The organism is Maricaulis sp. D1M11 (assembly GCF_047308265.1).
In the GTDB taxonomy this organism is placed as follows: Bacteria; Pseudomonadota; Alphaproteobacteria; order Caulobacterales; family Maricaulaceae; genus Maricaulis.
The window spans coordinates 562,716-588,729 of record NZ_JBKQWY010000001.1 but is presented as its reverse complement, the minus strand read 5'-3'; the positions used below and the strand labels follow the sequence as shown (position 1 = coordinate 588,729).

Annotated in this window: 21 protein-coding genes; 9 read left to right on the top strand and 12 right to left on the bottom strand. The window is 60.9% G+C overall.

Annotation, left to right across the window (positions count from 1 at the left end; all coding sequences use genetic code 11):
• Positions 1–131 precede the first annotated feature (131 nt).
• Positions 132–2,372: a PAS domain S-box protein gene (locus tag RMQ97_RS02780; RefSeq protein ID WP_413659306.1), complete on the top strand. Its 2,241-nt coding sequence runs from the start codon at positions 132–134 to the stop codon at positions 2,370–2,372.
• Here the strand turns inward: RMQ97_RS02780 and RMQ97_RS02775 are convergent, their stop codons facing one another.
• The 3 genes from RMQ97_RS02775 to RMQ97_RS02765 are packed head-to-tail and all read right to left on the bottom strand — an operon-like array spanning position 2,373 to position 5,745.
• Complete coding sequence (locus tag RMQ97_RS02775; RefSeq protein ID WP_413659305.1) at positions 2,373–3,608, bottom strand: ABC transporter permease; 1,236 nt, start codon at positions 3,606–3,608, stop codon at positions 2,373–2,375.
• Positions 3,605–4,285 (bottom strand): ABC transporter ATP-binding protein, encoded by a 681-nt coding sequence (locus RMQ97_RS02770; protein ID WP_413659304.1) that lies wholly within the window; start codon positions 4,283–4,285, stop codon positions 3,605–3,607. The genes RMQ97_RS02775 and RMQ97_RS02770 overlap by 4 nt, the downstream gene beginning before the upstream one ends.
• Complete coding sequence (locus RMQ97_RS02765) at positions 4,282–5,745, bottom strand: efflux RND transporter periplasmic adaptor subunit (RefSeq protein ID WP_413659303.1); 1,464 nt, start codon at positions 5,743–5,745, stop codon at positions 4,282–4,284. Before RMQ97_RS02765 ends, RMQ97_RS02770 begins: the two co-directional genes overlap by 4 nt.
• A 125-nt stretch (positions 5,746–5,870) precedes the next feature.
• On the opposite strand from RMQ97_RS02765, the gene RMQ97_RS02760 reads away from it, so the two are divergent.
• The 3 genes from RMQ97_RS02760 (at position 5,871) to RMQ97_RS02750 (ending at position 7,871) form a co-directional block, all read left to right on the top strand.
• Positions 5,871–6,191, top strand: a complete 321-nt coding sequence (locus RMQ97_RS02760; RefSeq protein WP_413659302.1) for a hypothetical protein — start codon at positions 5,871–5,873, stop codon at positions 6,189–6,191.
• 41 nt (positions 6,192–6,232) lie between these two features.
• A complete protein-coding gene (locus RMQ97_RS02755; protein ID WP_413659301.1) occupies positions 6,233–7,291 on the top strand; it encodes a helix-turn-helix transcriptional regulator in 1,059 nt (352 codons plus the stop codon).
• An 88-nt stretch (positions 7,292–7,379) separates the two neighbouring features.
• The gene (locus RMQ97_RS02750) at positions 7,380–7,871 is read left to right on the top strand and encodes a hypothetical protein (RefSeq protein ID WP_413659300.1); all 492 of its coding nucleotides are present in this window, start codon (positions 7,380–7,382) and stop codon (positions 7,869–7,871) included.
• A 3-nt stretch (positions 7,872–7,874) separates the two neighbouring features.
• Here the strand turns inward: RMQ97_RS02750 and RMQ97_RS02745 are convergent, their stop codons facing one another.
• Positions 7,875–8,411: a nuclear transport factor 2 family protein gene (locus RMQ97_RS02745; RefSeq protein WP_413659299.1), complete on the bottom strand. Its 537-nt coding sequence runs from the start codon at positions 8,409–8,411 to the stop codon at positions 7,875–7,877.
• 10 nt (positions 8,412–8,421) lie between these two features.
• A complete protein-coding gene (locus RMQ97_RS02740; protein ID WP_413659298.1) occupies positions 8,422–9,330 on the bottom strand; it encodes an alpha/beta hydrolase in 909 nt (302 codons plus the stop codon).
• A gap of 138 nt (positions 9,331–9,468) precedes the next feature.
• On the opposite strand from RMQ97_RS02740, the gene RMQ97_RS02735 reads away from it, so the two are divergent.
• On the top strand, positions 9,469–10,086 hold the full coding sequence (locus RMQ97_RS02735; RefSeq protein ID WP_413659297.1) for a TetR/AcrR family transcriptional regulator: 618 nt from the start codon (positions 9,469–9,471) through the stop codon (positions 10,084–10,086).
• Between the two features lie 185 nt (positions 10,087–10,271).
• On the opposite strand, the gene RMQ97_RS02730 is transcribed toward RMQ97_RS02735, so the two are convergent.
• The gene (locus tag RMQ97_RS02730; RefSeq protein ID WP_413659296.1) at positions 10,272–12,416 is read right to left on the bottom strand and encodes an amidohydrolase family protein; all 2,145 of its coding nucleotides are present in this window, start codon (positions 12,414–12,416) and stop codon (positions 10,272–10,274) included.
• Between the two features lie 75 nt (positions 12,417–12,491).
• On the opposite strand from RMQ97_RS02730, the gene RMQ97_RS02725 reads away from it, so the two are divergent.
• The 3 genes from RMQ97_RS02725 to RMQ97_RS02715 all read left to right on the top strand — a co-directional run bounded on the left by RMQ97_RS02725 (position 12,492) and on the right by RMQ97_RS02715 (position 16,434).
• Positions 12,492–13,016 carry a hypothetical protein gene (locus RMQ97_RS02725; protein ID WP_413659295.1) on the top strand — a complete coding sequence of 175 codons (525 nt, stop codon included), beginning with the start codon at positions 12,492–12,494 and terminating at the stop codon, positions 13,014–13,016.
• Between the two features lie 127 nt (positions 13,017–13,143).
• On the top strand, positions 13,144–15,450 hold the full coding sequence (locus RMQ97_RS02720) for a TonB-dependent receptor (RefSeq protein ID WP_413659294.1): 2,307 nt from the start codon (positions 13,144–13,146) through the stop codon (positions 15,448–15,450).
• A gap of 45 nt (positions 15,451–15,495) precedes the next feature.
• Positions 15,496–16,434: an alpha/beta hydrolase gene (locus tag RMQ97_RS02715; RefSeq protein WP_413659293.1), complete on the top strand. Its 939-nt coding sequence runs from the start codon at positions 15,496–15,498 to the stop codon at positions 16,432–16,434.
• Positions 16,435–16,505: 71 nt separating this feature from the next.
• Here the strand turns inward: RMQ97_RS02715 and RMQ97_RS02710 are convergent, their stop codons facing one another.
• From RMQ97_RS02710 to RMQ97_RS02700, 3 genes are all read right to left on the bottom strand, one after another.
• Entirely contained in the window at positions 16,506–17,294 is a 789-nt protein-coding gene (locus RMQ97_RS02710; RefSeq protein ID WP_413659292.1) for an SDR family oxidoreductase, read from the bottom strand.
• A 567-nt stretch (positions 17,295–17,861) separates the two neighbouring features.
• Positions 17,862–19,691 (bottom strand): translational GTPase TypA, encoded by a 1,830-nt coding sequence (gene typA, locus RMQ97_RS02705; RefSeq protein ID WP_413659291.1) that lies wholly within the window; start codon positions 19,689–19,691, stop codon positions 17,862–17,864.
• A 67-nt stretch (positions 19,692–19,758) separates the two neighbouring features.
• A complete protein-coding gene (locus RMQ97_RS02700) occupies positions 19,759–20,985 on the bottom strand; it encodes a cache domain-containing protein (protein ID WP_413659290.1) in 1,227 nt (408 codons plus the stop codon).
• 209 nt (positions 20,986–21,194) lie between these two features.
• On the opposite strand from RMQ97_RS02700, the gene RMQ97_RS02695 reads away from it, so the two are divergent.
• Positions 21,195–21,656, top strand: a complete 462-nt coding sequence (locus tag RMQ97_RS02695; RefSeq protein ID WP_413659289.1) for a BlaI/MecI/CopY family transcriptional regulator — start codon at positions 21,195–21,197, stop codon at positions 21,654–21,656.
• Positions 21,657–21,740: 84 nt separating this feature from the next.
• Here the strand turns inward: RMQ97_RS02695 and RMQ97_RS02690 are convergent, their stop codons facing one another.
• The 3 genes from RMQ97_RS02690 to RMQ97_RS02680 form a co-directional block, all read right to left on the bottom strand.
• A complete protein-coding gene (locus RMQ97_RS02690) occupies positions 21,741–22,676 on the bottom strand; it encodes an alpha/beta fold hydrolase (RefSeq protein ID WP_413659288.1) in 936 nt (311 codons plus the stop codon).
• Positions 22,677–22,758: 82 nt separating this feature from the next.
• Positions 22,759–25,071: a TonB-dependent receptor gene (locus RMQ97_RS02685; protein ID WP_413659287.1), complete on the bottom strand. Its 2,313-nt coding sequence runs from the start codon at positions 25,069–25,071 to the stop codon at positions 22,759–22,761.
• The gene (locus tag RMQ97_RS02680; RefSeq protein ID WP_413659286.1) at positions 25,068–25,901 is read right to left on the bottom strand and encodes an alpha/beta fold hydrolase; all 834 of its coding nucleotides are present in this window, start codon (positions 25,899–25,901) and stop codon (positions 25,068–25,070) included. Before RMQ97_RS02680 ends, RMQ97_RS02685 begins: the two co-directional genes overlap by 4 nt.
• Between the last annotated feature and the right edge of the window lie 113 nt (positions 25,902–26,014).

The window sequence follows — 26,014 nt, the reverse complement described above, 5'->3', positions numbered from 1 at the left end:
CGATGTCCGAGAGAAGAGAATAGCTATTGCCCGGTTTTTGACCAGCACCGGTCTCACCGGTACCGATCGGGGCGGTGATATTGCCTCAACCCCCAGAATCATGACGAGTGGTGCGCTTGCAGGGGGCTCACGTGAATCTGGAGAATAACTTCCGGTCGCTGTTTTCCGCATCGCCGGACTCGATCATTGTGGTTGATCTGGAGCGACGGATTGTTCAGGTCAATCCGGCCGCCGAGAGCCTGTTTGGCTGGTCTCTGGGCGATCTCCAGGACAAGCGCGGTCAGATTCTCTACGCCGACCCCCGCGACTTCGAAATGCAGGGCAAACGCCGCTTCAACCCCGATGCGCCCGCCCAGCCTGAACCCTATATTGTCCACTATCGCACCAAGGGTGGACGCGTCTTCAACGGCGAGACCGTCGGTGTCCCGGTGACCGATGATACGGGCGAGGTCACACACTTCCTGTGCATCATCCGCGATGTCACACAACGCCTGCAGATGAAATCGCGACTGGAAGCCAGTGAGGTGCAGCTGCGTTCTGCCCTCAGCTCGGCGGGGGAAGGCGCATTCAGCTTTGATCTGCGCTCGGGCCTGGGCTCGGTCCGAGGATTTATCAATGAATTTCTCGGCATTGAGGCGCCCGATGCCACGATGAGCCTGACCCGCCTGATGGAATGTCTGGCACCGGAATATCAGCCCGGCTTCATGGCGACGATTGATGCGCTCAAGGCGGATTCCGACCAGGACCTGGACATCACCTGTCGGGCTCAGCGGGTGGATGAAACCTGGCGCTGGCTGCAATTTCGCGGCCGCATATCCGATTTTGATCGGCAGGGCTCGGCCATTCGCCTGTCCGGTGTGGTCGCCGATGTCACCGAGACCGAAACCACACGCCGGGCGCTGATTGATCGCGAACGCGAACTCAAGGAGGCCTTGAAGGCGTCCTCCATGTCCAACTGGCGCATAGATCTGGCCACGGGCAAGGTCTGTGTCTACGGCGATGCGGCTCGCAGCCTGTCAGGCCAGGACGGGGAGTTCGTGACCTCGCTAAGCCACTGGCCTGACCAGCTCCATCCTGATGACCGCAGCGAGGCTCTTCGTGATAGTCGTCCGTTCACGGCGGACATGTCCCAGAGCGATGCCAGTCATGAATTGACCTGTCGCCTCAGATCCGCATCCGGCGGCTGGACCTGGTATCGATTGATCGGACGCATCACCGAACGCGATGCCCAGGGCCAGGCGATACAATCGGCCGGTCTCATCCAGGACATTTCCGACTGGAAACAGTTATCCTCCGCCCTGGACGACGAAAAACGACGGTTCGAGATTATCTATCGCGCGACGCCGGCCATGCTCTACACCATCAATCCGGCGGGTGAGATCACCGAGGTCTCAGACTTCTGGCTGCGGCACATGGAGTACGACCGGGAAGCCGTCATCGGGCGCCCTGCCATAGACTTCCTGTGCCCCGATTCCCGCGAACGGGCTGAGCAGCTGGTCTTTCCGCGCATGATCAAGGGTGAGACCCAAATCAACACCCCCCTGCGATATGTCCGCAAGACAGGCGAGCGCATCGATGTGATCCAGTCGGCCCTGACCGAACAGGATGAGTCCGGCCAGACCCGCCAGTGTTTCATCGTGATGACCGATGTGAGTGCCCTGCGCATGGCCTATGATCAGCTGGAACGGACCAATCGTGAACTGGACCGGTTCGCAACCGTCGCCTCGCATGACTTGCAGGAACCCCTGCGCAAGATATCCGCCTTCTCCAGCCTGGTCCGTCGCCGGTATGAGGACGTGCTGGACCCGGAAGGTCTGCGCAGTCTGGACTTTCTGGTCGATGCCGCGCAGCGCATGCAAAAGCTGATTGATGACCTGCTGACCTATTCACGCATGGCCAGCCAGCCCTTGCGGCTGGAAGAGGTCGATCTGGACGAGCTGGTCAAGGAGTGTACTAGTCGGCTGGACGCCGCGATCCATGAAGCCGGTGCCCGTGTCAGACGCAGCACGCTTCCCGCCCTTCAGGGAGATCGGGTCCTCATCGGGCAGATCCTGCAAAACCTTATCGGCAATGCCGTGAAGTATCGCAGCGAAGCAGCCCCTGAAATCCTTGTATCCGCGGAGCGCGAAGACCTGCATTGGGTGATCCACATCCAGGACAATGGCATCGGCATAGATCCGCGGTTTGCCGAGAAGATCTTCGCCCCTTTCCAGCGCCTGCACACGCGCGATGTGTACCAGGGCACGGGCATTGGCCTGGCCATTGTACAGCAGGCGGTCGAGCGACATGGCGGCCGGGTCTGGGTCGAGAGCCAGCCGGGTGAAGGCTCGGTCTTCTCCTTCACCCTGCCAACCGCCGCTCGGTCAGACTAGTTACTCAAAGCGCAAGGCTTCGATCGGATCGAGCTGACTGGCCTTGTGAGCCGGGTAAAAGCCGAAAAACACCCCGACAAACACCGAGGCTCCGATCGCAATCCCGACAATCACCGGGCTCACAGCAATGTCCAGCTCACCGAGCCGGGCATAGATCAATGTGCCCGCATACCCCAGCCCCAGTCCGATCAGACCGCCCGACGTACACAGCACGATCGACTCCACGAGGAACTGATTGCGGATATCGCGTTTTCGAGCCCCGACCGCGAGCCGCAGGCCGATCTCCCGTGTGCGCTCGGTCACCGAGACCAGCATGATGTTCATAATGCCGATACCGCCCACCAGGAGCACAATCCCGGCACCCACCGCCAGCAAAAGCCCCAGCTGGCTTTCCGTCTGGTTTCGCGCCCGGATAAATTCGGCAAGGTCACCCACATTGAAATCATCCTGGGCACCGGGTTGGATGTCCCGACGGACCCGCAGCAAATCCTGGATGTCGGCGATCACCCGGCCGGTATCCTCACCTGCCGACACTTCCGCATAAATGGTTGCGACCGGGTCGCGGACCGGGACCTGGCCAAACGCACCCAGACGTGAACGGGCCGTGCGCAGCGGAACAAACACAATGTCATCCTGGTCCGACCCCCAGGAACTTTGTCCCTTCGGCTCGACCGTTCCGATCACCTCAAACGAGGTCCCGTTGATACGCAGCACTTGGCCCACCGGGCTGGCACCATCAAACATCTCGTTGACAATGGTCTGACCGACCACCGCATAACGCGCGCCGGACGTGCTGTCAGCCTGGGCGAAGGCCTGGCCTTCATCGATCACCCAGTCCCTCACACCAAAATAGGCGCCTTCCACCCCGTGCACGCGGGTCGACCAATTGGTGCCCCCAAAAACCAGGGTCGCGGTCAGGCTGACCTCGCCCGAGACACCAGCAATGCCCGCAATCTCGTCACGTATCGCGGCTGCATCGGCCTCCGTCATCGGGGTCGCTGTGCCTGCGCCGCCACGACGACCGCCAAACATGGACGAGCCCGGACGAATGATCAGGAGATTGGAACCCAGGCTGGCGATCTGCTGTTCCACAGCGCGTTTTGTGCCTTCCGAGATCGAGACCAGAACGATGACGGAGGCCACGCCGATGATCACGCCAAGAATGGCCAGGCTGGAGCGCATGGCATTGACCCGCAGCGCGGTCAGAGCCAGTTGAATGGATGCCCACAGAGTCATGATCGGTCCTCCACCACCTTGCCATCGCGAAACACCAGCTGACGGCGCGCCCGTGCGGCCACATCATCCTCGTGTGTGACCAGGATGATGGTGATCCCGGCAGCGTTCAGATCATCAAAAATGGCGAGAATTTCCTCGGTTGTCCGGCTGTCGAGCGCGCCCGTCGGTTCGTCAGCCAGCAGGATAACCGGGTCATTGACCAGGGCACGCGCGATCGCCACACGCTGTTGCTGCCCGCCCGATAATTGTGTCGGATGGTGACCGGAGCGATCCCCCAGCCCCACCTGATCCAGCCGGGCCTTCGCCCGTCGGCGGCGTTCGGGACCGGCGACACCGGCATAGACAAGCGGCAGGGCGGCATTGTCTACGGCACTGGTCCGCGGCAGTAGATTGAACTGCTGGAACACAAATCCGATCATCTCATTGCGGAATTTGGCGACCGCATCGCCCTTAAGCTGCAGGAGGTCGGCCTCCCCCACCTGCAAGGTACCCGATGTCGGGCGATCCAGTGCGCCGAGAAGGTTCATGAAGGTGGACTTGCCCGAACCGGACGTGCCCATCACGGCGACATAATCCCCGCGCTCAATGTCCAGCGAGACACCATCCAGGGCATGCACCGTGCTGTCCCCCATATGATAGGTCTTGACCAGATCGCGAGCCTGGATCAGCGCACTCATGAGCGCACTTCCCGGGCCCGCGTGACCACACGCTCGCCCGCCTCCAGCTGACCGCCCACCACTTCGGTGATGGAGCTGTCGCCAATTCCGACACGGACGCGACGCTCCTCCAGCTGGCCGTCCTCGCGTTCGACCCAGACGGTCACCATGCGGGTTTCCCGCGCCAGACGACGTTGTTCGCGATAGGCCTGCATCTGTTCAGGGGTCAGGATACCCTGCATCAGGCTTTCAATCTCACGGCCAATGGCCTCGCGGTCCGGAGGCCCGCCTGCCCCCTGCAAACGCCCGAAGATCCGGCGCATGCCTGTCCCGATCTCCTCGCGCTGTTCCGCTGTCACATCGAGACCGGCCAGCATACGATCGAGCATGCCGGACCCGCCCCCCGGACGACCGCCGCCAGCGCGACCCTGGCCAGCCTCATTGTCCAGTGCGACCGTGCGGGAAGCCAAGGCCGGAGACGGACGGAAACGAAGCGCGGAATTGGGAACAGTCAGGACGTCGGTGCGTTCGCCCGTGATAATGTCCATATTGGCCGTCATGCCCGGCAGCAGCCGCTGGCCCGGATTGCTGGCCGAGACGACCACCGTATAGGTGACGATATTCTGCAGCGTGGTCGGCGCCAGACGGATCTGCTCGACAACGCCCTCCATCTCCAGTCCCGGATAAGCATCAACTGTGAAGGTCACGCTCTGTCCGCGGCTGATCTGGCCGATATCCGCCTCATCAATCTGGGCATCAATCTGGATCTCGCTGAGGTCCTGGGCGATGGTGAACAGGGTCGGCGCAGACAGGCTGGCGGCGACGGTCTGACCGGCATCCACAGCCCGATCGACCACAACGCCATTGATGGGAGAGCGGATTTCCGTTCGCTCCAGATCAATCAGCGCACCATCAAGCGTCGCCACACGCTGGGTCAGTGAGGCACGGGCATTGGCGATCTGGGCCTGGGCCACGGCAAGATCCGCGCTTTGCGCATCAAAACTGGCCTCGGCATTGTCCAGAGCGGCCTGTGACGCATTCCCGCGTTCATGCAGGGTGCGCACCCGATCCAGGTCGAGTTGGGCGGCACGAAGATTGGCCCGCACACGATCGGCACTGGCCTGCTGCAAAGCCAGGTTCGCGGCGGCCACATCGCGGCTCGCGCGCGCTTCGGTCACCCGGGTCTCGAACGTCTCGGGATTGATGCGCGCGATCAATTGGCCCACCTCGACGGCATCGTTGAAGTCGACACTGAGCTCGGCAATCTGCCCGGACACCTGGGATCCGACCTCCACCGTCACCAGGGCCCGCACGGCGCCGGAGGCTGCCACGATGCGGCGCACATCGCCCGACGCGGCCTGCGTGCTCTCGATCTGAATTCCGACCGCCCCGTCGGCGGACCGACCCCATAGCCACCAGGCCCCAACGGATCCGCCTGCCAGAACAGCAAGAATGATCCACAAACGGATAGATTGCAGCATACTCGAAAACCCCAAAAACTCCTGTACGGAGTGATCTAACGGAGATCTCGCCAATTTCCATCGCGAATGATGCAGTCGTCGCAAAAAAGAGTTAGGTTGCGGTGTGTTGTGACGGGGTTTTCCCAATGGATGGTCTGGATTTGCTTGCCGTGCCCGGAATGGACGTGGTGCTGCAGTTTGCGCCCTTTTTCTGGGGTGCGTTGTGGTTGCTGGTCACGGTGTCGCTCTGGCGGGGCGGTTTCAATGATTTGATCGAACAGCTCACGCGCCCGCGCTGGTCCGGTGCGGAAAGAGCACGAGCCCTGCTGATGCTGCCAATTCGGGCGGTCCTACTGGCGTTTGTTGCCGGTTTTGCCGCCGCCGCGACAACCTTCGGACTGGGTGTACAGATCGGCATCGTGCTGATGGTGATCAATGTCATTCGCGGCGGCGAACTCCCGCTCTGATTCTTCCGCCGCACGGGAACTTGGCCCATAAAGACATCATCATGATGGTCTCCGCGCTCGATCTCACCCAATTGCTGGCCGCCTACCATGCCGGCGCGCTGGCGCTCATCCTGTGTCGCCAATCCGTGCTCGCCGGCCTGACGGTCTTCTGCGCCACCTTCAGTGCCCACATGCTGGTCAATCTGGGCGTGAGCCAGGGATGGATTGGTCCGGCCTGGGATATCTCCAGCGCCTTCGGACTGGTTTACGGCCCGGCCCTTTACCTGTTCGTGCGCGGGCTGGTGTACAGTGATCGCCGGATCCGCTGGATCGACAGCGTGCATGCGATACCGGCCCTGATCATTGCGCTCTGGCAACCCGAGCCGCCCATTCCCTATATCTTCGGACTGCCCAGCCTGGTGATCTATACCGGGCTCGCCCTGCGCGATCTGATGCGCCATCGCAGTCACCGCCAGGACTGGCGGGCGGACAGCGATAGCATCAATCTGAACTGGGTGCATACCGCGCTGGCGGGGTTTGCCGGACTGGCCATGCTAGACATTCTGCGGGAGTTGAGCGGGCTCAGCCAATCCGCCCTGCCCGATGATCTCGCGCTCTCCGCCGTGATTATCGGCGTCATCGCCCTGTTAACCGGCATGACCCTGGCCGCACGCGCCCATACTCGCCAGTCCGGTGCCCTGCCGGATCTCGTCCTGCGGCCGGCACCACCTCCTGCCACGACAACACAGCAACGCCCTGATCCGATGTTTGAGCGCATCCGCACCCACATCGAAAGCACACAGGCCTGGCGCGAACCCCGTCTCTCCCTCGCCGATATCGCCGAGGCGACCGGGATCAGTGTCCGCGATGTCTCGCGCGCCATTAATCTGTCAGGATCGATGAGCTTTTCGCGCTTCATCCATCTTTACCGGATCCGGGCGCTGCACGCCCTGATGGCAGATCCGGCCCACCACTCCCGCACGGTCATCGATCTGGCCTATAGCTGCGGCTTCAATTCCAAGTCGGCCTTCAATCGCATCTATCGCGAGCTGACAGGCCTGACGCCCAGTGAGGGTTTTGCGTGTTTCAAATCCGGTCAATCCGTCCCGGATCCTGTTTAGAGACTCATTCACACCAGATCCGGGACGACAGGACGGCCCGATGCCGCGCACATGTCAGGCTCCTTCCCACTCATGCCAGGAGATTGCCATGCTGAACCTCGCCCTGTTTGCCGCCGCCGCTCTCGTGACCCCGAACCCGCTTGCACAGGATCCGCTCGCACTGGACCCGCGTCTTGTTTTTGGTCAGAGCGAGACCGAGCTGAACCCCGTGTTAGAAACGCTGTGTGAACGCCATGATCTGGTGGTTCTGGACCCGGCCGAACTCCCTATCGCCCAGTCGCGCCATGAACAGGTGAATTGCACCGGTTTTCATCATGCCGGACGCCTGCGGGAGGCTGAATTTGTCTTCGCGGACGGAGCCCTCGCCTTTGTCTGGGTGCTGACAGAGGCCGAAGAGGAGGCCACGCATCTGGCCGCCATGCGCGCCAGCTATGGGGCTCCGACCCACGACACAGCACTGTTTGTCGCCTTTGCAGATCACAACACGGCGCTGAGGCGCGATGTGCCGGAGTTTCTCTATTACTCCGACGCCATCGCCCCCATGTATCGCGACTGGTTCGACCAGATGGCCACCCAGTGAGGATTATTCGTCCTGCGGCGGGGAGATAACCCCGTCGCGGTCGATCATGCGCACGACGGAGCGGCGGTGTGTGAGCAGGCACTGCCCCTCCTCCATGACATAATGATCGCGATACTCCGCGAGCACGCGAACAGCGCCGTCCTCCTCCATCGATCCGCCGATGGGATGGATATAGACCGTGACATAGCTTGTCCCGCTTGCCTGGGTGGCGCTGAGCGGCTGGATGCGGACATTGCTCATGACATGAAAGAAGCGCAGGCGATCCCGGCCCTGGAGATAGCGCGCCTCGATAGCTGCATGCCCCTCATGGGTCTCTTCCACGAGCCGGGCATTGGCGAGAACGGCCACACCATCTTCTGTGAACAGGTCCGCAAACGCTGCGGCCGTAACCGCGAGGTCGTCACCGGGATGATCCAGATACCAGGCGTAGTCATAGACTGTCTGGGTGCACGCCGTGATCACCTCGGCATGATCCGCATCGGCTGGCATCATTCCGGCACCGGCGAACAGCGGCAATACACCAAGCAGGCTTGTCATCATGATTATGTCCTCACTGACCGAGATGACGATGATACCAATCGATCATCTTTTCCGGTTGGCGCGCAAAATAGCGATATCCTTCATAGCGGACGGATGTCCCTTCGATCCAGAGCAGTTTTTTAGCCGGGTTTGGAAACGCAGCCACGATGTTCTCAGCGTCATAGGCCTTGGTCGTCACGTCATCTTTCACCTGTACCAGCATGACCGGACACGGCACGTGCGGTGCATCCCGAACGGCGCTCTGATCGGACGCGCGAAAGCCGGTAATCCGGGAATAGGCCGCATCAAACCGGGCTTCAGCATTCTCCACACCGTGATCGGTCAAGGCCGCCTGAAGGAAGGGCGGAGCTGACAGGGGTTGCACCGCAATCATACAGGCGATTTCGCCAAACTCTTCAGGGTGGAGCGCCATGGCTTTAAACGTGGCATTACACCCCATGCAGAGGCTGTGCAAAGCGATCTCCATCCCGGCCCAGTCCGCTCGCTGGCGGGCATATCGGACCGAGCCAATCACGTCGCGCCATTCAATCGAGCCAACACCGCAGATCGTTCCCGCGCCATTGGCACTCAATCCATGTCCTCGCAGATCATAGGCCAGCACATTATAGCCAGCCTCATGAAGGTGTTTGTAGATCTCGACGAAGTTGACCTCAAACCCACCCGCCTGATCCCAGGGTTCCAGGTGACCGGGATAGCCATAGCGATTGGCTCCAATGAAGTGATTGCAAATCACCAGTTTCCGGCTTCCTGGCGCCGGGATGAACCAACCATCCAACATGACGCCGTCCATAGCCGGAAAAAAAATGTCTTCATAATCCATGCCATAGTCACTGGGGCGGCGCAGGACCGGTGTTCGGAAGGAATGACTCACGCCTTCAGCGAGTTGCTGGATCAGGGCGTCTTCTGCTGCTGCGTTCATATCTGCCTCCTGGGCCTGTTCTGTCTTCTGAGCCTGTCGCGAGGGGGTTTGACCGACTCCGCAAAGAGGCTTACTGTTTTACATAAATTGGACAAACGTAATGTTTACAAATTTATTCGGAGTGTCAAGTTGATATCATTGTCACCGTCACAAACCCGGCTGGTCGAGGCGGCCACCACCTGTTTTGTGCGTTATGGATTGCGCAAAACCACGATGTCGGACATTGCCCAGGAAGCGGGCGTCTCCCGCCCGACGCTATACGCGCACTACCGATCAAAGGACGAAATCCTCACCGCGACACTGCTGCACATGGGTGCCCGTTCACTCGAAGACACCCGCAAGGCCTGGGCACACCAAACTCGCCTTGATGACATGTTGGACGCCTATTTCGACACCGGGGTTCGAAAAGCCTTTGCCCTGCTGCAGACCGCGACCGATGCCAGGGATCTGATCAGCGGGCATAACGAGGCGGGCCGCGCCGCGCTCCTGCAGGTGCAGATTGAAAAGCGCAATGCGCTGATCGAGATACTCGAACCCTACCAAAGCGCCCTGGCCGATCACGGTCAGCGTGTGGATCAACTGGCGCACTACATTGTGGTGGCCGGAACCCAACTGAAGTATGTCGCGGTAAATGAAGAGGATCTCGACGAGCTCATCGCAACCCTCATCGCGACCACCCTGGCGGTCACAGGCGCACACGCCCGGAACAACTCGGACGCCCCCGCTCCTCATCCCGAGGTCTCGCGCCCCGCTTGAGGGCGGGACGCGAGGGATTGAGAGTCCTGCCTGACCTGATCGATTTCCCTCCGTGGACCGAGGCCAAGAAGGTCGGGATGAAACCGGTCTTTCCGTCAGGGCAAGACCGGTATCCAAGCGCGTTTCCCCGCTGCCGTCTGGCCGATTTGCCAATCGGCCAAAAGTTATCACAGTGCAGGCTGCGATCAGTTCTGTGGCAGGCTCACAGCGGGAGCGTCGGTGAACGGACGAATGCCGAACTCGGGATAGATTTCGGCGGGGTAATAGACCCGGCCATCCGCCATCACCATGGCAATCGTCTTGACGTCCTTGAAGTCCGCCGTTGGATCACCGGGCACCAGGAAGAAATCGGCCAGCTTGCCCGCCTCGATCGAACCGAGTTCATCCCCGACACCCAGATAATCCGCCATGCCCTGGCTGCCCCAGGCGAGAATTTCGGACGGGCTCATCCCGATCTGCTGATACAATTCCAGCTCGCGATGATGATAGAAACTGCCGCCCAAATCGGTCCCCGGGACGATGAAAATCCCCGCCTCATGCATGCGCTGGACAGTCTCGACCACCTGGTCGAAGGCTCCGCGATAATTGGCATCATCCTCTGGTGTTTCGATATTGGCCCAGGCCGACATGGCCTGACGCTGTGAACTGACGGGCATGTGCTCGATGAAGTCCGCCGCACCCGGTGCCAGTTGTCCATTGCGCGAGAGCAAAAGCGCCTCGTGGATCGCCAGAGTCGGGTCAATAGCCACGCCTCGTTCGACCATCGCAGACAGCGTGTCCTGGACCGGCGCGCTGTCCAGATCCAGCGGCGGCAGTCGGCGCAAAGCGGTCAGGCGCAGAAGCGTGCGCGTATCTTCCTCCGGTTCGAGAACCCAGCCCAGCATGACCTGGTTGATGTGGGTCATCTCGTCATACCCGGCTGCAATCATCTGATTGGCGTTTGAAAAGGCCGGAACGTGACCTGTGACCCGCAATCCGCGCTCCCGGGCGGCATCGACCATGGCCGGCACCCACTCGCCATTCATCGAGTTGTAGATTTTGATCTGGTGGAACTCGCCGGCATCCGCATAGGTGTGAACCGCAGCGACAGCCTCCTCCTCAGTCTCGACCAGAATGCCGTTATTGGAGGAATAGGGGCTGCGCCCTTCGATAAAGCCCGAGCGATACACCCGCGGACCGGCCATTTCACCCGCCTCGATACGCGCGACCAGGGCACCCAGCACCTCATTATTATTGCCCATATCGCGCACGCCGGTAATGCCCGCAGCGATATTCAGGAAGGCGGCCTGCTCGCCCATATGCCCGTGCATATCGTAAAGCCCCGGAACCAGCGTGCCACCGGCCCCGTCGATGACCACCTCGCCCGACCGGCGCGCATCAGCCGCCTCGATGGCCGCAATCCGATTGCCCTCGACCCGTACGGAGACCCGGTCAGTACGGGCTTCGATGGACGGATCGAACACATGCACATTCGAGATCCGGACCGGCCTGCCGTAATCATGACTCACCCGGCCGAAAATCTCGTTATAGCGATTGGCCGCATAATCCGCAGCGAGGCCCCGAAGGCGTTCATCATCGGCTTCATACCCGGCTTCAAGGATGGCAAACCCGGGAGAAATCACGCCAAAAAAGGCCTGGCCATCCATGAGAAAATAGGACGGGTTGAGTGACAGCCCCGACAGAGCCCAGGCGGTTACCTCGCGGGCGGTCTCCCCTTCGCCCACGCTGACACGTTCAAGGGCTTCGATGCGCACCTCGCCGTTGGGAATGGCTGGCAGCATCAGATCATCGGTCTGCATCAACGCACGCGCCAACACCGCCATCATGTAAGGGCTGCCTTCCTGGGGCACGTAGAAGGCTGGATCGGTAATCGCGGCCTCATGCGAACCGGTCGTGTCGGTCCAGCGGGCCTCATCATCGATGTATTCAAAACGCTCATCGACCGGATTGCCAAACGTGGTGTTGCCTGTAATGCGCCAGGCGACCGGACGGCCGGCCTCTCCCAGCTCGATGGTCTCGTCCAGGGTCGGGCCGCGGCCATTATTGCGAAACTCGAAATCGACGACATACCCGGTCTCACTCCGCTCGACCTCAAGCGCGCCGATCTCGGTTCCACCGACCATGACCGTGAAACGGCTCGCTTCCTCGTCGAGCGAGCGACCTTGCAGGAATGCACTCACATCCGGTCCGGCAACCGCTGTGTCAGTCGGCCCGGCTGTGTCCGGGTTGATGCTGTCGTCTGTCGTGTCCGGTGTGTGTGGTGCACAGGCCGTCATGACGACGCCCATGCCCGCGGCCAGGATCAAGCGACCCCAATATGATTGCGCCATGGCGCTCCCCTCTTTGTGTTCAGTCTCTTCCGGGGCTGAGTGTAAGCGGGTTTCACAAACGGGGGATAGGGGGGTATGGCGATGGTCCATCGCGCGTGCATCCGGCTCTGCGTATCAGCCGAACGCTTGTCAGGCGGCGGCACGGCTGGTTATCTCGGTCGCATGACTGATGAATCGGGGAGCCATGCTTCTGCCTCGCCAGAAGCCCACACGCACGACACAGTTCTGGCCGACTGGACAGAATTTCTCGAAGTCTATGCCCGCGACTGGGACGAGACGTTTGCCGGGCAGCCCCATTATTTCACCCAGGAATTCTGGTATCTGTTCGTGGCTTGCCTGCGTGCGCATTGGCGGGGCAGCCCGATGACCATCTCCAGCGCTTGCCAGGTTATGAAAACCGGGTCCAATCGCACACGCGAAGAACGGATCAACCGGGCGGTCGGCGATGGGTTTCTGGTCAAATCGAAGTCAGAAGACGACAAGCGGTCCACCGTTCTTGTGCCCTCCAACAAACTCGAAACCCTGCTGCGAGGGCATTTCGAGCGAACATTGGTGATAGCCCGGGCGCATTTTGGCCCGAACTCGCAGGACCCGTCCTAAACAAGCGCAAATATTGCGGGCATTCTTTCCGCTATTTCTCCGATTGAGTTGATCCGGCCTGCGCCACAACACTCGCCCAACAAGACAAGGACCCGGCAAAGACCGGTCCATTCAGGGGAGAGTTACCATGTCGCTCACACGATTGAGCCAGACCATTTCCGTACGCGCTCTGGGCACCGCATTATTGCTGGGCAGCCTGACCGCCACCGCCCAGGCCCAGACAACAGACAGCCCGCGCACAGACAGCCAGGACTCGGGCAACCAGGACTTGGGCAGCCAGGCCCAGCCAGACCGGATCAATGATGTCATCACCGTCACGGCCCGCCGCCGCGAGGAAAGCCTCCAGGATGTCCCCCTGTCCGTCTCGGCCTTTGGCGAAAGCGAGCTCGAAGCCCTGCAGGCCAGTGACATCACCAGTCTGCAAAATGCGGTCCCCAATCTGACGCTGCACACGGGGGATGCCGAAAATGCCGTGATCTATATCCGAGGGATCGGGCAGGTCGATTCCCTGGCCTTCGCGGAACCGGGCGTGGGTGTCTATCTCGATGACGTCTATCTGGCCCGGACCCAGGGCGCGGTTCTCGATGTGTTTGATGTTGAGCGGGTCGAGGTGCTGCGCGGACCGCAGGGTACGCTGTATGGACGCAATACCATCGGCGGTGCGGTGCGTTTCATCTCCACCCGGCCTGGGGATAATCCCGGCGTGCAGCTGGAAGCCGGGTTTGGAGACTATGACCATGTCTTTGCCCGCGCACGGATTTCCGGTGATCTGACCGAAGATGTCCTGGCCGGCAAGGCCGCGCTCTTCTATTCCAGCCGGGACGGGTATGCGACCAATGAGGTCGACGGCAGCACGGATGGCGATGTCGACAGGATCGCAGGACGTGTCGGCTTCCTTCTGACCCCGTCCGACGAGCTGGAATTCGAACTGACTGTGGATGCGGCGACCGATCAACCCGATCGCTCGCGCACCCCGGCCCGCGCCACACAAGTTGCCGGGTTCGATCCGGTCAGCGGCGATCTTGTCCAGTTCGCCCCCCAATCTGATCCCTACCAGATCCGGGCCAGCTTCAATGATCGCGATGATCTGACCAGCTGGGGGGTGACGGGCCGCATGCGCTGGCAACTCAATGAGGCCATCAGCCTGACCACCATCACCGCCCTGCGCCGGATGAGCTATGATTCCAATCTCGACCTCGACGGAACCGAGATGGAGATTTTCGAGATCTTTGTCCGTCAGGACGCCGAACAATTCAGCCAGGAAATCCGGGCAGAATATGATGACGGAGGCGCACTCCAGGCGACCGGCGGTGTTTATTATTTCCAGGACACGGACGAAACCTTCAACGGACTGGCCGGCCAGTCCATCGCCCTGCCTTTGGGCGGTGGCGCCTTCCTGCCCTTCCCGCTTCAAAGCGCCTCTACCAATGATCAGGAGACCGAGGCCTGGGCGGCCTATTTCGACGCCAGTTATGCACTGAGCGACCGTCTGCGGCTCAATGGCGGACTGCGCTACACCTATGAAGACAAGTCCTTTGTGCGTCTCCAGGAACTCTACGCTCCGGGCACGCCCAACCCCCCTCCGTTCCAGGCCGGAGCGGGGATTGTCGCCACCGATATTGAGACATCGGACGATTTCAGCGCCTGGACCCCGCGCATCGGGATCGACTACACCGTCTCCGACACGATGATGGTCTATGCCCTGGCCTCGCGCGGCTTCAAGAGTGGCGGATTTGATGGACGCTCCAACACACCATTTGATGCCGAGCCTTATGATCCCGAATTTGTCTGGTCCTATGAGGCCGGTCTGAAATCAACCCTCGCGGACGGTCGGCTGACGTTCAATGCCGCCCTGTTCCGCAATGACTATACCGATCTGCAACTCTCCAGCTTCACAGCCAATCCAACGACCGGCGCGTTCGAGGCCCAGTTCACCAATGCCGGTGAGGCAGTGATCCAGGGTCTGGAAGCCGAATTTGTCTGGCAGGCCGCGCCCGGGCTCCGGATCAATGGCCATGTCGGCTATATGGACGCGTTTTACGAGGACTATATCGGCCCGGGCGGGGTCGACATTTCCGACGACCGCGAGCTGGTCAATGCGCCTGAATGGAGCGGCGGACTGGCCGGCACATATGAGTGGGCGGTGGGCGAGGACTGGTTCGCCACCCTGCATGCCGATGCCGCCTGGCGCTCGAAAACCTATCCCACCGTGTCGAGCTCGGAGGTCCTGGCCCAGGACGGTTATGCGCTGGTCAATGCCTTCGCCGCATTGGGGGCCGAGGACGGATCCTGGGAGGTGCGCGCCGGCGTGCGTAATCTGTTCGACGAGGCCTATGTCACCCAGGGCTTCGACCTGTCTGATTTCCCAGGCTATCAGCTGGCCTATTACGGCGCGCCGCGCACGGCGGATATCCGCCTGGTCCTGCGTCGCTAGGCTCGTCCCATGTGGTTCAGACCCTACACCACCCGGCCGGTCGGCGTGCAAGACGCACGCCGGCGATCCCTGTCACGGGGCGCCAAGGCCTTTCTCGACAGTGCAGATCCCAATGCACCGCCCATCCGGGATCTACCGCTTGATGCGGCACGACAGGCCCTGGACACGCTGATGCTCGCGGTTGATCAGCCGGGCCCTGAGGTGGCCGAAATCAGCGACCATGCCGGACCGGACGTGGACGGGATCGCAGCTCGCCTGCGCTGTTACACACCGCTAACCCCGGCACATGGAGTGATGATCTTCTTCCATGGCGGCGGCTGGACGCTGGGCAATGTGACCGCCTATGACGGCTTTGCCCGCCGCCTGTGCGCCGCGACCGGACATATCATCGCCAGTGTCGATTATCCGCTCTCGCCGGAACACCGCTATCCGATTGCCCTCAATGCCGGCCTGTCCGCCTTGCACTGGGCCATAGACCGGGCACGCAGCCTGGATCCCGAGTGTGGCGCGATTGCCCTGGCCGGTGACAGTGCGGGCGGCACGCTGGCCACCGCACTGGCCCTGCGCATGGCCCGCACCGTGCGCCTGTCCCATCTCGCCCTGTTCTATCCCGTCCTGGTCATCGAGGATCAGAGCGAACACACCTCCCGGGCCCTTTTGGGAGACGGGACCTATTTCCTCTCACGCGCCGATATCGCCTGGGCGGCGGGCAATTACCTCTCCGACCCAGCCCAGGCAGATCTGGAGGATGTCTCGCCCCTGCTCTCTCCGCGCCTGGCGGATCTGCCGCCCACGACCGTGATCACGGCGGGATATGATCCGCTGCGCGATGAAGGCGCCGATCTGGTACGACGCCTTCAGGCGCACGGCAATGAGGCCCGGCTGTATTGTTTTGAAGGTGTCGTCCACGGTTTCATGGGCCTCAGCCAGGTCATGGAGGAGAGCCAGACCGCCTTCGACCTGCTGGGCAAGCGCCTGCGCTGATCCGATCCTCTGGACCCGCCCAGTCCATCGGGTTTTCGGCCGGGCGGTTTTTTTCCAGATCACATGACAGGTCAGCTGATACCGCCACCCCCGCCGCGCGCATGGGTGACACCGCCATCGACCGCCAGGGTCGAGCCGACCACATAATCCCCGGCCTTGGAGGCCAGGAAGATCGCGGCACCGGCCATGTCCGACGCCTCGCCCACACGGCCCGAGGGCACATGCTGGGCGACCAGATCGGCGTGATCGGCCGCGACACGGTTCATCTTCGATGGGAAAGCCCCCGGCGCGATCGCCGAGACGATGATATTGTGCTGGGCCAGTTCCAGCGCCATGCGCTTGGTCAGATGAAGAATGCCCGCCTTGGACGCCGAATAGGAATAGGCCTGGATCATGTTGATCGAGAGCCCGTCAATCGACCCGATATTGATCACCTTGGACGGTTTTTCGGCCGTGCCGCGCGATTTCAACGCCTCGAACAGGGCCTGTGTCAAAAAGAAGGGCGTTTTGACGTTCAGGTCCATGACCTTGTCCCAGCCCGCCTCGGGAAATTCCGCAAACGGCGCTTCCCAGGCCGCACCGGCATTATTGACCAGAATGTCCAGCCCGTCCTCGTGTTTGAGATACTCCGCCGCGAGCGTCTTGGCACCATCCGCCCCCGACGCATCGCCGGGCAGCGCGATACAGGTGCCATATTCCGACAGGCGCTCGGCCGTGGCCAGGCAATCGGGCGCCTTGCGCGCGGTGATATAGACTTTCGCGCCGGCCTTCACAAAACCCTCGGCGATCATCTCGCCAATGCCGCGCGACCCGCCGGTGATCAGCGCCGTGCGCCCTTTGATTGAAAACAGATTATCCATGAGATCGACCTCCCCTCATTGATGGTCCGCCGCGATGGTCATCTCGCCTCGCATGTCAGACCGTGATGCGCGGACTCGTAACCGGCCCGCTTGACCCTCAAGGGGTAAAGCCCGCAACGCGACGTGTCGAGGGGAGGGGTGTGGAGCGGAGAGGCGTATGGCCGACGATGAGTGGACGGTAGGACTTGAAACCGCCGTCCATCACATGCGCCCACCCCGATGCGGACAAGATGAGCGCTCGAAAACGTGTCCCCGGGGATACGGGCCGCTGGTACGCGGGATATCTGCTGTCGCGAAAGCCCGCACCGAGACCGCGCAGCGTGTATCGGCCCTCGCACTGTGTGTTTTGATGCGAAACCGGTGCGAATCCGGTGCGATTTGAGTCGATTCCAGACAGATTTCAGAGCGGTTTCAGACGGGCTTCGAACGCTCAACACACGTTGCTCCCGTCCGCGTTACGACGCCTGCCCGGCGCCGGACGTCGGGCGAACGCCTTATCCCCACCGATCGGGTGAGGGATAGAGGCGGGATAACCCGCCTCGCAAACCGGGCACGGCTCGCCCGGTCTTAAGCGCCGGCAGAGCGCTTTTCTTTCTTGCGCTCGTGTTCCTTGAGGAAGATTTTGCGGATGCGGATCGATTCCGGTGTCACCTCGACCAGCTCGTCATCATCGATGAATTCCAGGGCGTATTCCAGCGTCACCTTGATCGGCGGGGTCAGGACGATGTTCTCATCCGTGCCCGAAGCGCGCATATTGGTCAGCTTCTTGCCCTTGGTCGGGTTGACGATCATGTCTTCCTCGCGGGCGTTGACGCCGATGATCATGCCCTCATAGACATCCACGGCGTGACCCAGGAAGAGCTTGCCGCGCTCCTGCAGGTTGAACAGGGCAAAACCGAGCACCTTTCCATCCACCATCGACACCATGGCGCCATTGTGACGCTGGCCGATAATGCCGTCGCTCTTGGGCGCATAGTGGTCAAAGGTGTGGAACATCAGGCCCGTACCCGAGGTGAGGGTCAGGAATTCCGACCGGAAACCGATCAGACCACGGGTGGGGATGATGAAGTCGAGGCGCACACGGCCATGACCATCGGGCACCATGTTTTTCATCTCGGCCTTGCGCTGGCCGAGCTTTTCCATCACGCCGCCCTGGTGTTGCTCTTCCAGATCAATGGTGAGGCTCTCATAGGGCTCGCTGAGCACGCCATCGATCTCCTTGAGCACCACGCGCGGACGGCCCACGGCAAGCTCATAGCCTTCGCGGCGCATGTTCTCGATCAGGATGGAGAGGTGAAGTTCGCCGCGTCCGGACACGGTGAACTTGTCGGGATCATCCTGCTGCTCGACCTTGAGCGCCACATTGTGGATCAGCTCGCGATCGAGGCGGTCCTTGATATTGCGGCTGGTGACAAACTTGCCCTCGCGGCCGGCAAACGGGCTGTCATTCACCTGGAATGTCATGGAGAGGGTGGGCTCATCCACGCTCAAGAGCGGCAGGCCCTCGACCGTGGCGGGATCACACACGGTGTCGGAGATTTTGAGATCCTCAATACCGGTGAAGGTGATGATATCGCCAGCCTGGGCCTCATTAACCTCGACACGCTCAAGACCGTGGAAGCCGAAAATCTGCAGAACACGGCCATTCTTGGTCGTGCCATCCGCCTTGGCCACAGTGACGGCCTGGTTGGGCGTGATCTGGCCGCGGGCGACACGGCCAATGCCGATAACACCGGTATAGCTGGAATAATCCAGAGCCGAGACCTGGATCTGGAGCGGTCCATCCACATCGACATCCGGCTCGGGCGTGTATTTCGTGATCGCCTCGAACAGGGGTTCGAGATCCTCACCCACCTCACCGGCTTCATTCGACGCCCAACCCTGCAAGGCGGAGGCATAAACCACTGGAAAGTCGAGCTGTTCTTCGTTTGCGCCGAGACGGTCGAACAGGTCGAACGTCTGGTCGACCACCCAGTCCGGGCGGGCGCTGGGACGATCCGCCTTATTGATCACCACAATCGGTTTCAGGCCCCGTTCGAGCGCTTTACGGGTCACGAATGACGTTTGGGGCATCGGGCCATCGACCGCATCGACGAGCAGCAATACACCGTCGACCATCGACAGGACGCGCTCCACCTCGCCCCCGAAATCGGCGTGGCCCGGGGTATCGACAATATTGATCCGCCAGTCATTCCAGCGCACGGCCGTGTTTTTGGCGAGAATTGTAATGCCGCGCTCTTTTTCGATGTCGTTGGAGTCCATCACCCGCTCGGGCGCCTCGAACCGGTCTCCCAGCGTGCCGGACTGCTTAAGCAGCTGATCCACAAGGGTTGTCTTGCCATGGTCGACGTGGGCGACAATAGCAATATTGCGAAGGCGGGCAGTGGAAGCGCTCATTTCAATAATCCTGGCAAAGGTCAGCGCGGCCCTGTTACGGCCAAACGGACCGGAAAGCCAGCGCAGATTACCGTGTCGGGCGTTCCACCGGACGGGATGCGGACGGCGCGTGCGGGCGGTCGGGACCGTCGAGCTCGGCAAGGTGTTCGCCGTGTTCGCGAATCCAGCGCACGACCGGCGGGGTCAGAAGGAAAATCAGGCCGACAAGCGTCGACATTAGGAAGATCAGACAGGCAATGCTGGTGGCATGGCCCGACACGTGACGCGTGTCCACGAGGGATACAAAATACCAGTCCGGCCCCGTGATAAAGACATAGCCCATCAACAGATCATGACCCGGCACGGCGATCACACCCTCATTACCCCTACGGCTGGCCAGAAGCGTGGACAGCGTATCTCCAGGCAGGTTTGTGTCTGTTGAGGTGCGGCTTCTTCCACGAACAAGCACATCGCCGTGCAGGTCCATCACCAGATTGACGCCATGCGGCAGCGTATCCGCCATAGAGTGCCGGAAATGGCCGTCCATCCGGATCGATGTGCCAAATCCGCCCACCAGCTCGCCATCGACGTGAACGGGCACCCGGCAGGATGTCATGGCCCGATCCCCGGCGCCCTCCACATCATCGGACAGGTAGCGCGACAGGGGCGAACACAGCATCCGCCCGTCCGGATTGGTTTCGGACGAAAACAGACGCGCATCATCATCCCCACGAAGATCGAAATCGGCCGGCGCGTCGTGGCGATAGAACATCAGCTCATCATCGCGGTTCGGATCGAAAATCACCACCTGACGATCACGATTGAAGAAGTAGAGACTGTCGAACCGACCCTGATAGGCCTCGCCCACCGATCGTACGACGTGGAAGGCCGTCAGGAACTGGCGCTTGCGATCCACATCCATGTCGGCGCCATTGCCCATAAAGGCCGCCAGACCGCGGACCGCATCGCCGCTGCCCAGACTTAAACCGTCAAACAGAGCATCCACGCTGCGGCGGGTCCCGTCCTCCCGGAGCGGGAAGAAACGATCAAACTCGGCCTCGACCTTGTCGTCATCCATCGCGCTCAACCGCTGTAGAAAAAGGGTTTCTGAACGGGTCACATAACGCTGGGCTTCGTCGAACAAATGCCGTTCGTGATCCGCTCGGGTCTCGATATGGGCGTCCAGCTGCTCGATATAGAACGCCTCAAGCTCATCCCCGATCCGCCAGCCCGCAAACACGGACAAGGCGGCCGAAAACGCAATAATTGCGGCGGCAGCGAACAGATATTGCAATCGCGAAAGCGTAGCGAACATGACCCTTGGCTATCCCCAATAACCGGATCACCTTATCGCGAAAACACTAACACCTCGTAAGATCAATCGAGACAAAACGAGGCTGCTCATATTTGATTACTTCATCTGAACGGGCCAAACTATGCTCAGCTCGCCTATCTCCTGATCGGCGCGTCTCTTGCAGACCGTTTCACAGAGTAAAAGAAAGCGTAACAGAACGGGTCAAATTGATGACGGATGCGGCCAAGGAACTCGAAGACATGATCCTCTCGCGGTTATGGGCCAGAGGACAGGCCTCTGTCGCCGATCTGCGGAGCGACCTCGCTGCCGATATGCGTGAGCGCGCCTGGTCACATGCCGATATCCTGGCCTGCCTGCGTCATATGGACCGCAAAGGTTGGGTTGATCGTGAACAGCGCAGTCGTGGTGCGGTCTACACCGCGCGCCTGAATGCCCGCACGGCGCGCCATCATGCGCTGGGACAGCTCCTGTCCAAGGCGGGCGAGGAAAGCGGCCTGCTGGGCAGTTTTGTCATCCGTGATATCGACCTAGATCCGCAAGACCTCGCCGATCTCAAGGCCGAACGCGCGGAAAAAGCCCGTCGCCAAGCCGAGTCGACCGCCAGGGCCCAGTCCTCCGCCAAAGCCCAGTCGGGCCCCAACACCCGGGCGACCCCCAAAACACGCTCATAACCCTCTCAAAAACAACCCTCTCCCGGTCGACGAGAGAGGGTCATCACACGGCAGGAGAGGGACTGCCGCGGGTATCCGCTGTGATCACTCGTCCATGAAGACGAGGAGATCATCCACCGTGTCGGCCGGAGCCTCTTCATGTGGGACATGCCCTAGATCAGTAAACCGGATCAATTCAGCGTCGGGGATAACGGCCAGCATGCGTTCGCCGTGATCGACCGGCACCATGACATCCCGCTCCCCCCAAATCAGCAGAACCGGGCGCGAGATCCGCGCCAGATCGGCCTCCGGGTCAGGCAAGGTGAATTGCTCCAGACGCGCAATCAGCGCGTCCGCTTGGGGCAGCATCAAATCGCGAACCCGCTCGGACATGCCCTCTGGCATGCGTGACGCGTCGCCAAACAATCGCGCTGTCGCTCCCTGCACCATGGGCAGGGGGGCAGACCGCAGATAGAAGGAGACCGCCACCGGCACAGCGACCGGCTCCTCTGTGACACCATTGATGGAATATCCGCCCGGAGCCAGCAGGGCCAGCCGCGCCACACGATCTGGATTGTCAGCGGTGTAACGCCAGGCCACAAGCCCGCCCAGGGAATTACCGACAAGGACGGTGTTGTTCAGATCCAGCGCCGTGATCAGACCGTCCAAGACCTCGACCGTATCGGATACGGCATAGGCATTGTCTGGGTCAGGGCCGCTGAGCCCGTGCCCAGGCAGATCGAAGCGGATCACCCGATACGTGTCATCCAGGATCTGCGCCCAGGCGTCCCAGCTTTCCAGGGAGTAAGAGAACCCATGGATCAAAAGAACGGGTTGGGCGTTTTCCGGTCCGCTCTCACGAACCCGAAGCGTGACACCGTCAATCTCGATCAATCGGTCATGCTCGCTCCAATAGGGCGAGTCGACCACGGCATCAGCCACATAGGGCGAAGGTGCCGGGCCACGGGACAACAGCCAGCCACCCACAACAAGGCCCAGCAGGACCAGTAGAATTGCAATCAGCCAGATCACGCGCCGCATCGTCCTCTCCTTCGGTGCTGCGAGGCTCAATAAAAAATGGAGAGCGGTCAAATGAAGCTTTTACCGCTCTCCATTCTCACACTCAGTAGCGCCAGGCGACGGTGGCCGTGACCGTACGCGGAGCACCGTAGAAGGCCGTCAGCGTGCCTTCCAGGCCGAGTTCCGGAGCCAGCGTATCATTGTTGACGAAGTCATAGCCCGACACACGATACTCTTGGTCGGTCAGGTTTCGACCGTGCAGACCCAGCTCCCAGTGACCATCCGTGCTTTCCCACAGAAGGGAGGCATTCCAGAGCGCGTAAGAGCTCTGATCGAGTTCCGGGAACGGGAATTCGAACTGGCTGGAATCGCCCCGCAGGGACAGCGTGTTGTTGAACGCGATATCACCGCCAAAGGCCGGCGTGACGTAGGAAAGCTGGACAGAGGCCGTGTAGTCCGGCGTGTTCTGGATCACCACATCTTCGGAGACATCGACACCAAAGGCGTTGATGAACTCGTCGTACTCACCATCCAGGATACCGATCGCCCAGTTCATGCTCAGGCTGTCACCATCGTTGAACAGGTCATCGCCCAGCTGGGCAAGACCCTCATACTCGATACCGCGAATGGTTGCAGCACCGGCATTGGTCGTCACACCGGTGAAGGAGTCCGACACACCATCACCATCGGTATCGATACCCACGGAACCGGGGACCTGGACATCCTGATAATCCATATGGAACAGGGCCAGGGAGTGCTGGTAGTTGGAGGATGCGTATTTCCAGCCGATTTCATAGCTATCGACCTGTTCCGGGTCGAAGGACATGAATTCGAACACGTCATCCGGGTCGGTCGTGCCATTGGTCGTCAGACCAACACCATCACCATCGAGATCCGGGGCGGCCGTGGACTGGGCACGTGGGTCGAAACCCCCGCCCTTGAAGCCCTGGCTGAAGGTCACATAGTAGTTGTTGGCCGCATCGGGCTGCCAGGCCAGTGAGACGGTCGGAGAGAAATCGTCCCAGCTGTTGGAGTCATTGAAATCCGAGGTGGTCGCGATGACCGCGCCTGTCCCTCCGAAGAATTCGGAGAAACCTCCCAGATAGGTCCGGCGCAGCACGCGCGAGGTGCGCTCATCCTCGGTGTACCGTCCACCCAGTGTCAGGCTCAGCTCATCAGTCATGTCGTAGGTGAAGTTGGCGAACAGCGACCAGGTCTCTGTGTCCACATCACCAAAGGTCTGCGCGTTCAAACCCGGCAGGACATTGTCGAGGAGCACGTCGAAGACGTTGAAGGCATTGGCATCCATATAGAAGAAGCCCATCACGCCGGCGAGCTTTTCACCGGTGTAGAGAACCTGGAATTCCTCGGTCAGCTGCTCATTGGTGTAGATCACCGGAACATCGAGATCGCCGGACGGCAGGCTGTCGAAATCGATCGGAGAAGAGGTGTCATCTTCGCGTTCCGCGAAAATATTCTTCACCGTCCAGTTTTCATTGATCGTCCACTCGGCCAGGACGGAATATCCCTCAGCCTCAACGCTTTGCTCGGGCACAGAAAGACCGGCCCGGCTGTCGAAGACATTGTCGAGCACCGGTGCACCGGACAGGACCCCCGGGATCAGGCGGTGACCATGACGCGGGTTCGAATCATCTTCCGTGCGATCATAAGAGACGCGGAAAAACAGATTATCGGTCGGCTCGAATTCGGCCGAGACCCGCAGCCCCAGGACATCCTTGTTGTAATTGTCCTCGCCCGTCAGCAGGTTTTCGCCAAAACCATCGCGGGTCAGATTGGCAACAGCGCCACCCACCCGGAAATAGTCTCCCAGCGGCACAGAGCCGGAAACGATCTGATCAAACTGACCGTACTCGCCATAATTGATGCGTGCATTGAAGGTCGGGTTTTCGGCGTCCAGACGACGGGTGACAAACTTGACGGCACCCCCAATCGTGTTGCGACCATACAGCGTGCCTTGCGGTCCGCGCAGAACCTCGATCCGCTCCACGTCGAAAATGTCCAGAACAGCGCCTTGCGGACGGTTCAGATAGACATCATCGATATAGATGCCGACACCAGCTTCGAAACCGGCCACCGGGTCCTGCTGACCCACGCCACGAATAAAGGCCGACAGCGTGGAATTCGTACCGCGAGAGACTTCCAAAGTGACGTTCGGCAGCACCTCGGCCAGGCCCGTAATGTCCGGTGCGCCCAGATCTTCAAGCTGGTCACCGGTGAACGCGCTGACGGAGAGCGGCACGTCCTGCAGGCTTTCCTCACGGCGGCGGGCCGTGACGGTGATGGTGTCACCGATCACGCTCGGTTCGTCCTGGGCCTGGGCCGGAACGGTGACGAGCATGGCGGGTAGAAGTGTGGATGCGAGAAGTGACGCCTTGGTCACGAGACGGGTTTTCATAGTTTCCTCCCCTCTGGGTGAATGCGTGTGTCCGGTGCCGGGCAGGCGGTCTGGACAAAGTTTGAAACCGCACTCGCGAACTCTTCCGGTTCTTCCAGGTGCGGAGCATGGCCCGAATGCGCAAAGCCGAGCGCTTTTGCATTCGGAATGAGGTCGGCGAGATAGGCCCCCGATTCAGGCCCGTAGACCTGACTCAGCTCGCCGAAAACAATCAGTGTCGGGATATCGATGGAGGGCAGCATGGCCCGAAAATCCTGGCGCGCCATCGCATCCCACAAGGTCGACATATCGGCCCCGGTCTGCGCCGCCATGCCTTCGACAGCCGCCTTGACCAGATCGGGATGGGTTTCACGCACGGAGCGCGCAAACATGCGCGGAGCGAAGCTCGCGGCATAGTCCGGCCACTGGCTGATCATGCCCTGGCCGTGATGGTCGCTGGCTTCCAGCGACATGCCGCTGGAGACACCCAACCGCCAGTGTTCATCATTCACGATGCGCGGGCTCATGTCTTCCACGACGAGGCCGGCCAGGCGCGCGGTGCCCTGACGCTCAATATAGCGCCAGGCCACCATCGCCCCCATGGACCACCCCAGCAGAGTGACATCGTGCAGATCCAAGGTTTCAATCAGTGTGTGGAGATCGCCCGCCAGGGTATCGAACCGCAGCTCGCTGTCGCCAGCCGGCGTTCGTCCGTGTGCGCGCAGATCCGGGGTCACGATTCGGCAGGTTTGCGCGAGCCTGTCCTGGAGCGGGGCAAAAAAACTGCCATCAACACCCCACCCGTGAAGCAACAGGAGAACCGGACCAATGCCCTGATCCGTATACGCCATTTGCAACCCGTCCGGGCACGTGACGTGACCGTAGGCAGGTGTGTTCGGCGCTTTACTGCTGCCAAGCGCAGTGAGCACGAGTAGTCTCCCCATATCTCCGGTTCGCTTGTTTC

Bases quoted from the DNA above. Each gene is read 5' to 3' on its own strand.
- RMQ97_RS02700 (WP_413659290.1), bottom strand. From the start codon at position 20,985: ATGTTCGCTACGCTTTCGCGATTGCAATATCTGTTCGCTGCCGCCGCA.
- RMQ97_RS02685 (WP_413659287.1), bottom strand. From the start codon at position 25,071: ATGAAAACCCGTCTCGTGACCAAGGCGTCACTTCTCGCATCCACACTT.
- RMQ97_RS02695 (WP_413659289.1), top strand. From the start codon at position 21,195: ATGACGGATGCGGCCAAGGAACTCGAAGACATGATCCTCTCGCGGTTA.
- RMQ97_RS02680 (WP_413659286.1), bottom strand. From the start codon at position 25,901: ATGGCGTATACGGATCAGGGCATTGGTCCGGTTCTCCTGTTGCTTCAC.
- RMQ97_RS02690 (WP_413659288.1), bottom strand. From the start codon at position 22,676: ATGCGGCGCGTGATCTGGCTGATTGCAATTCTACTGGTCCTGCTGGGC.
- RMQ97_RS02725 (WP_413659295.1), top strand. From the start codon at position 12,492: ATGGCGATGGTCCATCGCGCGTGCATCCGGCTCTGCGTATCAGCCGAA.
- RMQ97_RS02770 (WP_413659304.1), bottom strand. From the start codon at position 4,285: ATGAGTGCGCTGATCCAGGCTCGCGATCTGGTCAAGACCTATCATATG.
- RMQ97_RS02765 (WP_413659303.1), bottom strand. From the start codon at position 5,745: ATGCTGCAATCTATCCGTTTGTGGATCATTCTTGCTGTTCTGGCAGGC.
- RMQ97_RS02740 (WP_413659298.1), bottom strand. From the start codon at position 9,330: ATGAACGCAGCAGCAGAAGACGCCCTGATCCAGCAACTCGCTGAAGGC.
- typA (WP_413659291.1), bottom strand. From the start codon at position 19,691: ATGAGCGCTTCCACTGCCCGCCTTCGCAATATTGCTATTGTCGCCCAC.
- RMQ97_RS02710 (WP_413659292.1), bottom strand. From the start codon at position 17,294: ATGGATAATCTGTTTTCAATCAAAGGGCGCACGGCGCTGATCACCGGC.
- RMQ97_RS02760 (WP_413659302.1), top strand. From the start codon at position 5,871: ATGGATGGTCTGGATTTGCTTGCCGTGCCCGGAATGGACGTGGTGCTG.
- RMQ97_RS02745 (WP_413659299.1), bottom strand. From the start codon at position 8,411: ATGATGACAAGCCTGCTTGGTGTATTGCCGCTGTTCGCCGGTGCCGGA.
- RMQ97_RS02750 (WP_413659300.1), top strand. From the start codon at position 7,380: ATGCTGAACCTCGCCCTGTTTGCCGCCGCCGCTCTCGTGACCCCGAAC.
- RMQ97_RS02730 (WP_413659296.1), bottom strand. From the start codon at position 12,416: ATGGCGCAATCATATTGGGGTCGCTTGATCCTGGCCGCGGGCATGGGC.
- RMQ97_RS02755 (WP_413659301.1), top strand. From the start codon at position 6,233: ATGATGGTCTCCGCGCTCGATCTCACCCAATTGCTGGCCGCCTACCAT.
- RMQ97_RS02775 (WP_413659305.1), bottom strand. From the start codon at position 3,608: ATGACTCTGTGGGCATCCATTCAACTGGCTCTGACCGCGCTGCGGGTC.
- RMQ97_RS02720 (WP_413659294.1), top strand. From the start codon at position 13,144: ATGTCGCTCACACGATTGAGCCAGACCATTTCCGTACGCGCTCTGGGC.